The following is a 7,815-nucleotide window of genomic DNA, read 5'->3' as shown; positions in this document are numbered from 1 at the left end:
GGATGCATTGTGGGGCGTGCGCGTAGCGCACGCCTAAAACCCCCATATTCTAACAGGGGGGTAGAATTTATATTCGGTGGCAAAGATGGGTGATTGAAACATTGATATAACACTATTTTGCTTCAAAAATTTTGTGATATTTTTCTTCGCTTTGTAACATAAAATATCACAAAAGAAAGGAAAGATATATTTGGATGGGACACAATTAAAGCAAATGCGGTTAAGTCGGAATTTGACGCAGAAATTAGTGGCAGATACATTAGGATGGCCACAATCTTTTTTATCAATGATAGAAAATGACCAACGAAGTTGCTCGAAAGAACAAGAAGAAGCACTTTGTGAATTTTATGCGAATTTTTCAAGTTTTACGAGTTTAGAAATTAAATTTGATTATGTCCGTGTACGAGTTCCGACAAATGATACGAAAACAGTTGTGGAAGAAATTTTGGGAATGGATTTTAACTCTTTTTTTTATGCAGAAACCCGCTTATATGGTTATATTGAAATGTATCAAAAAGGCATGATCCGTGTATTAAATTCTAAAAAAGGTGACGATAAAGGAGTGTTGATCGAATTATCTGGTCAAGGCTGTCGGAATTATGAAAGTGTACTGGATGAACGAAATGATAGTTGGTATCAATTCTTTACACGATGTGTCTCTTTCAATGGTGTGCCTCGAAGAATTGATATTGCGGTAGATGATTTTGAAGAACTATTTTCTTTACATGAATTTGCACAAAAACTAAATCGTGGCGAATTTGATTCAAAATTTCGAACCTGGCGATTTCAAGAAGAAAAACAGTTGTTAGATAATCTAAGTAGTGGCTTATCTGTTTATTTAGGTAGTTCACAAAGTTTGATGTATTTTTGTTTTTATCAGAAAAATTATGAAATTGCAAAAAAGCAGAAACTTCCGTTGGAAGAGGTCGAGGTAAAAAATCGTTATGAAATTCGCTTACGTGATGCAAAAGCGGTCAGTTTTATTGAACAATACTTAAATAAAGTAGATTTTTCAGATTTAACGATGGGGATTTTATCCAATCAGTTAATAATGTTTGAGGGAGAGAAAAACACAAATGTGTGGAAACCATGGGGAAAATTGATTCAGAACGTTGGAAAAGTCAATTTGACAATGACACCAGAAAAGCCAAATTATAATCGGAAATTGATGTATTTAAAGACACAACCTGCTCGTACAATGAAGATTGTAAAAACTGTGGATGAAATTTTAGGATTGAATCGATTTGGAGAAATTTTAGAAGAAACAGAATTACGGGAACAAGATGAAAAAATTGTAGAAGATGAGGTGCGTGCTGTTTATGAATATATACAAGAAAATCCAGACGCGATTCATTATTTGCTATAAAGCTTGCGATAAGATGGGTGAAACATGATTAAAACAGAAGACCAATGATGGGGAGAGTATATGATTGCTTGTTAACAATTAATAAAAGAAACGATCCTATGTGTTGGAAATGATCTACAGTTATTTAAAGAATATTTAGATTATCAACAATCAATCAAAATGTTACATGTAGAAATAGGGGAAGTATTAAGCTATCGTATTAGTGATTCGTTAAAATATTCGTTGACAAAGATTTATTTATATGCAACACAAGTATGTGGATATACGAAAAAGCAGTAAAAACAATGATGAAATATGACGATTTGCCAAGCAAGATATCCTAGATTTACAACAAGTATTGGAAGAAAAACTATATCTATATATGAAAAATAGAGGGGAAAAGAAATGATTCGATTTTTATTTTCTGTAGGTTGGCATTTTTTGAAATTACTGTTTCTTTTAGTTTGTATTGTCTGTAGTATTATTTGGTTATTAACACTTTAAAGAAAGGAATATGTTGGAAAAATGGGACAGTATTTTCTTACCGGTGTTTGGTATGTATTGAAATTAGTGATTATTTTAGGTATTGCCTATATTTGTTTTAGAATTTTATTATCGGGAGAAGGAATGCCAACGCCAAAAGATTTTATCATAAGCGTGTTGAATTTTGTGGCGGATCAAATACAAGTGATAATTCATTGGGCGCAGCAACATTTTGGATAAAAAAATATATTTAAAAAATTTAATGTTTAGAAGTGGGCTATGTGATAGAAAAATTCGAGTATAAGTATCTAGATTGCCAAAGAAAAAGGGAGCTACACAAAAAGAGCTGGCTAATAAATTAGGTGTCAATGTACAAAGCGTTTCTAATGTTGAGGAAGATAAGAGCTAACTACATTTAGTAATTTAGAAAAAATAGTTTCTTTCTTTGATGCTTCATCGATTGAATTATTTGGTACGAATAGGGATCGAATAATTGCAGATGTTCCATTAATATTAGAAGATATGGATAATTTATTTAAAAAAATTCGAATGATCTTTATGACTAAAAAAGTAATCAAACAATTAAAAAAAGAAGTTTCTGTTTTTGATGGAAAAAACCTATCAAAAAGAACCAGTTATTGATCTTTTTGATAGGCTTTATTTCGTTGATGGAATCCATTTATTAGCTGTTTCAACAATCGTTGTTGTAAAAAAGAATTGTTTTGGATGCGTAATTCTGGATAGCCTTCAATGGCTTGATTTTGCTTTTCAAATGCTAGTTTTGCATGATATGCTTCACGATCTAAAATAAATAGATAATCTGTTCGAAATGCTTCAAATGTACAGATTTTTTGAGTTTTTAACAGATGAAGATAGGTATTGACAAAGTGTTCTACACACATAAGGTTTTTTGTGTGTGAGGCAAAAAGATGTTCTTTAGCTAAAAAGTTAGTAGTAAGTGTATCAGATAAATAAAAGTAATCTGGTGCCCGATCATACATTTCGACAAAATAGTCATAAAGTAAAGCAATTTTTTGCTTTTCTGCTAGAAGATACTCTATTTCTTTGGAATAAAATTCATCAATTTGATGAGTGTGTTTAATAACTTGAACAAATAATTTCATATAGTGTTGAATGAATTCTGTTCGTTCGATTGGTTCACCAAAGGGTTGAAGTATGGACATCATTCTTTCTCCTTTCACTCAAGGGAAAAAATCCCTTGAGAATGAATACATGTATTTAGTAAAAAAATATTTTGACTGCTTCGATGGTGCTTTTTCCAGTTTGTTTTGCGATAAGTTTAGGTAAAATCTGTTGTAACCATTGTTGGTCAGATACCTGATCGAAGAAGTAGCCGATTGTTGTTAAAATGAGTGTATCTGTTGTATGTTCAACTAAACGTACAGATTCAAAAGGACTTAACCCAGCAACATAGTTCAAAATATTTTCATCTGTTTGTTCAAAAGATCCTAAATAGTTATTGGTATTCCGATCGTAAGAATCAACGATAGGAATAGCATTTGTTCTTAGCATTGCAATCTCTCCTTGATTAGAAATACTCAGTTATCATTTTTTACCGATAGATTTAGAAGCAAGAACTCTTAATTTATGCGTTGTTGGTAAATTGTCAGACCGTTCTTCACCTAAGATTTCATATAGAGTTATTGGTTTCATTGTTCTTGCTCCTTTTATTTTTGTAACGTTGACTAAGAGGGAAATACCCTCTTAGTAATAACTGCTTTCATAAACCGGTTGATTATCATAGCGGTAAAATGTATCCCAACTGCGATTACCGTATAATTCATTGGGATATAAGGCTGGATTAATTCGTTTTCTAACAATGCTGTCTTTGGTTCGTGCAAGCGGATAATCAATAAATTCATTTGGTATTGGCATAGTTTCTCCACTCATAGAAGTATAGGTTTTTACAGTTTGCTTTTTGATGGGTCGAAACCATGCTGTTTTTTCGGTTAATTTAATAATTTGCCAAAAAGTAACGTTTGTTTGTTCATAGCCCCAACTACTATAAAAAATGTCTCCTACTTTGTATGGTGTATTTGCTTTCATGATCTGTTCCTCCAATAATGTTTGATTTGCCTTATTTGATGCTTAGCCGAATCAACCAACCATTTTCGGCAGCAAGTTGTCTCCGAGGCGGGCGGCCTTTTAGGAGATTTCAATTTCTTTTTGTTTCCATTCACCTCACTTTTTTGTTTTGGTTGGTCATTTTCGTATAGCTAAGCGTTCGTCGGCGTGCTTTTAGGTCACAACGTGTGGTAAGAGAAAACAAGGGAATGCTGTAGGAAAAAGTTTTTTATGAAATGATCAAAAAAGTTTTTCCGCCCCTTGTTTTGTCCTACCATTCGTTGTAAAAGCACTGCTGCCGATGATCGCTTAGATTGGGTATACGAAAGCGACCAACGAAAAAAGTATGGGAATAAAAAGAAATCGCACTGAAATCTCCCAAAAGGTCAAGATGGTTTTAATAAGAAATTCCTTTTAATACATTTGTTATTTTGATAATGTGGTGGTATAAAATAGATCAAATAGTTAAAAGAGGTGTTTGTATGAAGAAAAAAGGCATTCCTTATTCTCCGAAACCTAGAAATGCTTTTGAAAGGGGGTTATTTAAATATTTTGAAGGCGAAAGAGATCAGGAAGAAAAAGAGAAGAATCAAAAAAAGAAGTCTAGTCAAGAAAAAGAAAATATAGAAAAATAGTAGGTGAAAAAATAGAGAAGTATGAAAAAAAGTTTAATAGTATTGATTGTTGGATTAAGCATATTTGGAAGTGTTTTTTTTATTGGAAACTCGTTGTTTTCTAATAAAGATGTTACGGAACAAACCCCTGCTAGCACAACGGAAGAGGTATCTCCAGAGCTATTATTAGAGACGGAAGTTCTTGATACAAAGAAACCTGAGACAATTCCTTCGGAAAACGTGCTCTATCAAGGAGATCTTTCATTTGAATATGCGGATCCGGAAAAGCCGTATGTGCTAACGATTCGGTTTATAGATAAAGCGAATCATGAATATGTAGGGCCTGATAAAAAGCCATTGAAAAGAGAGAAAGAATTGATTCTAGGAAAAGCTAAAGGTGTCGTACACGTAGTTGTAAAAGCCAATAGATCGATGTTAACCCATATTCAGAAGTTAAAAGATATCCAAGTGTCCATGACATTAAATGAGAGAAATGAGAAAACGGAATGACGGAAATCAGACATGTCTTGGGAATATCTGTTCTACTTTTATCGGTTTATTTATTTTGTTCCATCTTTATAGTTGCTTGATCATATTACAAAAATGAAAGGTCATTTTTTTCTTCCCTGTTATTTATCATCATTAAAAATGATGATATTATTTCTTTAAACACCTATTTAAATTTGTTTCTACAATTTTCAGTATGATAATGATCGTTATTTTAATTAGGTGTAAATGAAGAAAGGAAGAAAAATATGTTGAAAAAAGTGTTACGATTTGGGGTATGTATAAGTATATGGTTGGTAACATCTTCCACTTGTGTGCCAAGTATGATTGCAGTGGCCGATTCGGTGGCGATACAAGAAACGATCGCATCTGATAGTGAGGGGGAAGAGAAGCTTACAGAACGCTCGGACGATGCATCTGATGGACAAACTGAAAAGGTTGAAGTACAGAAAACAGAAACTACTCAAACGACGGTATCGAGCAGTTCAGATGAATCAAGTGATCTTACCCAGTCCAGCGAAGAAACTGTGCCAGAAGAAGTCGATGAGTCTACCGAAAAGTCTTCGGATCCTCAGGAACAAACGATTTCTCATGAAGAAGAAACGAAGGAAGCAGTTGATTCATCAACGATTGATTTTGAAGGAACACGATCTTCTGAATCATTCGGTAAACATATCTCTCCAAGTATTGATAAACCTAACGAAAAAATAGCCGAACCAGTCTCTTCAAATGAAGGAGCAGTTGTTTCACGGCGAAGCCGCCGAGATCTTTCTGCGGTTTCTTCAAATCAGCCAGAAGAGGAATCGATGGTCGCGTTTGATGAAAAAGCCTTTGATGCTGCAATCGATCAATACATTGATCATGCGACAGAAGAGGAATTAGGTTTGGTCATAGAATCAAGCAATGAAAAAGAATTGACCGATGCTTTAGAATATCTTTTGTTAAATCAATTGGATGAGTCTTTTGGTGTGGAAGAACTTGATGAGCTGAAGAAGTTTCTCACTGCCGATGAGATTGAACGACTAGAAAATGAAACGTCGCTAGAGACATTTGAACAACTGCTTACGCAGTACTATAATGAACGAGAGAAAAAACTGGAAGAAGGAACGGCATTTAGTGCCTTCTTTCTGGCAAGTACCGATGAGGAAATCGATCGGATGTTAGAGGCAAAAGATGAACAAGCATTAGAACAAGTGATTTCTGAAATCAGTGCTTCTCGAAATCGTCAAGCAAGCGGATCACGAAAAAAACGTGCGTTACCTCTAGCCATTCCATTGCTTGTCAAAGGAGCGATGTTGGTAATCGGGGCAGGGGTAGCTGCTTATTCAAGTCATCAGTTCTATAAGACGATGGAAGCACAACGTGCGGAAAAGAAACGAATGGTCGAACGCTGGCGTTACCATGAACAACAAGCACAAAAACGACATCAAGCCGCACAACAAGCCCGCGCCAAAGCCGTTGCCCGTGCCAAATTACAAGCAGCAGCCCGCGCCAAAGCGCAAGCCACACAACGAGCTCGTGCCCAAGCCGCAGCAAAAGCGAGAAAACAAGCACAAAATTGGGCCAAAAAACAATCCGCCGCTCGAGCTCGGGCACAGGCGGCCGCAAGTGCACGAAGAAAGTCAAATGCGTCCTATGTTCCTCCGGTAACTCGTCCGAAACCAGTGATCAAAGCCCAACCCAAAGCACCTGCCAAACCTGTTGCCAAGCCAGTAACGAAACCAACTTCTCCAACGAAACTGAAGCCAACGACGACCCCCAAAAATACGATGCATCAAGTACGTGCGGGAGAATCCGTATGGTCTATTTCCAATAAGTATGGCATCAGTATGAATGACTTCATCAAATGGAACAAAATAAAAAATAATCTGATCCATCCAGGCCAACAAGTTATCGTCAAACAACCAGCAAGCACATCAAAGCCAGCGGCAAAACCAAGTACGCCAGCCACTTACAAAGTAAAAGCAGGAGACTCAGTTTGGGGGATCTGTGAGAAGTATGGGTTATCCGTTTCAAAATTTGTCCAATGGAATAAGATCAAAAATAATACCATTCATCCAGGACAAGTGATGCATTTACAAGAACCGAAACCGGCATCAAAACCAGCACCAAAAACTTCTCCTACGACTAACACGACGTATACGGTAAAAACAGGGGATTCGGTCTGGTTGATTGCCAATATGCATGGGATCAGTATGAATGATCTAGTGAATTGGAATAAGATCAAGAATAATACGATCCATCCTGGCCAAAAATTGACAGTCAAACAGCCTGTTTCATCAGGGAAACCAACGACAAAAGTACCCGCTTCTACAAATCCAGTCATCCACAAAGTCTCTTATGGTGAATCTTTATGGCTGATTAGTAGTAAATATGGTGTGACCGTCGATGAATTACGCAAACAGAATGGCATTAAAGGTGATTTGATTCACCCCGGCCAAGTATTAGTCGTCAAAAAAGGTACGACCACGAGTCATTCAACTCCTGTAGGAAAAAGCGGAACCAGCTATACCGTAAAAGCAGGGGATTCTGTTTGGTTGATCGCCAATCGATACGACGTGAGCATGGATGATCTAGTGAAATGGAACAAGATCAAAAATTATACGATCCATCCGGGTCAAGTCTTAACGATTCAAACAATTGTTTCTACACCAGCAAAACCTGCGATTACGACAACACCAAAAGTAGAAGCAAAACCGGCGATTACCACGACACCAAAAGCGGAATCAAAATCTGGAGTGACTACCACGCCAAAAGTGGATGAAAAACCAGCGATTACAA

At 36.1% G+C, this 7,815-nt stretch carries 9 protein-coding genes; 6 read left to right on the top strand and 3 right to left on the bottom strand.

The window, feature by feature from the left end; all coding sequences use genetic code 11:
• Window positions 1-190: 190 nt before the first annotated feature.
• From EG2_RS17805 to EG2_RS19975, 3 genes are all read left to right on the top strand, one after another.
• Window positions 191-1,366: a replication initiation factor domain-containing protein gene (locus tag EG2_RS17805; protein ID WP_060815654.1), complete on the top strand. Its 1,176-nt coding sequence runs from the start codon at window positions 191-193 to the stop codon at window positions 1,364-1,366.
• Between the two features lie 504 nt (window positions 1,367-1,870).
• Window positions 1,871-2,068: a hypothetical protein gene (locus EG2_RS17800; protein ID WP_060815653.1), complete on the top strand. Its 198-nt coding sequence runs from the start codon at window positions 1,871-1,873 to the stop codon at window positions 2,066-2,068.
• Window positions 2,069-2,141: 73 nt separating this feature from the next.
• Window positions 2,142-2,237: a helix-turn-helix domain-containing protein gene (locus EG2_RS19975; RefSeq protein WP_113850088.1), complete on the top strand. Its 96-nt coding sequence runs from the start codon at window positions 2,142-2,144 to the stop codon at window positions 2,235-2,237.
• Window positions 2,238-2,463: 226 nt separating this feature from the next.
• Here EG2_RS19975 and EG2_RS17795 read toward each other — a convergent pair whose 3' ends face one another.
• From EG2_RS17795 to EG2_RS19285, 3 genes are all read right to left on the bottom strand, one after another.
• Window positions 2,464-3,012 carry a hypothetical protein gene (locus tag EG2_RS17795; protein ID WP_060815651.1) on the bottom strand — a complete coding sequence of 183 codons (549 nt, stop codon included), beginning with the start codon at window positions 3,010-3,012 and terminating at the stop codon, window positions 2,464-2,466.
• Between the two features lie 55 nt (window positions 3,013-3,067).
• Window positions 3,068-3,361, bottom strand: a complete 294-nt coding sequence (locus EG2_RS17790) for a hypothetical protein (RefSeq protein WP_113850087.1) — start codon at window positions 3,359-3,361, stop codon at window positions 3,068-3,070.
• Window positions 3,362-3,553: 192 nt separating this feature from the next.
• Entirely contained in the window at window positions 3,554-3,895 is a 342-nt protein-coding gene (locus EG2_RS19285; protein WP_060815650.1) for a hypothetical protein, read from the bottom strand.
• Window positions 3,896-4,395: 500 nt separating this feature from the next.
• Between EG2_RS19285 and EG2_RS19280 the strand changes: the two genes are divergently transcribed.
• From EG2_RS19280 to EG2_RS17775, 3 genes are all read left to right on the top strand, one after another.
• Window positions 4,396-4,548 carry a hypothetical protein gene (locus EG2_RS19280; RefSeq protein ID WP_164742214.1) on the top strand — a complete coding sequence of 51 codons (153 nt, stop codon included), beginning with the start codon at window positions 4,396-4,398 and terminating at the stop codon, window positions 4,546-4,548.
• A gap of 21 nt (window positions 4,549-4,569) precedes the next feature.
• Entirely contained in the window at window positions 4,570-5,037 is a 468-nt protein-coding gene (locus tag EG2_RS17780) for a hypothetical protein (RefSeq protein WP_060815649.1), read from the top strand.
• Window positions 5,038-5,282: 245 nt separating this feature from the next.
• The coding region (locus EG2_RS17775) for a LysM peptidoglycan-binding domain-containing protein (RefSeq protein WP_156424257.1) at window positions 5,283-7,815 on the top strand (2,533 nt) is incomplete at its 3' end.

Origin of the sequence: Enterococcus gallinarum NBRC 100675, from assembly GCF_001544275.1 — a bacterium.
Taxonomy (GTDB): Bacteria; Bacillota; Bacilli; order Lactobacillales; family Enterococcaceae; genus Enterococcus_D; species Enterococcus_D gallinarum.
This window is presented reverse-complemented; position numbering and strand designations above follow the sequence as displayed.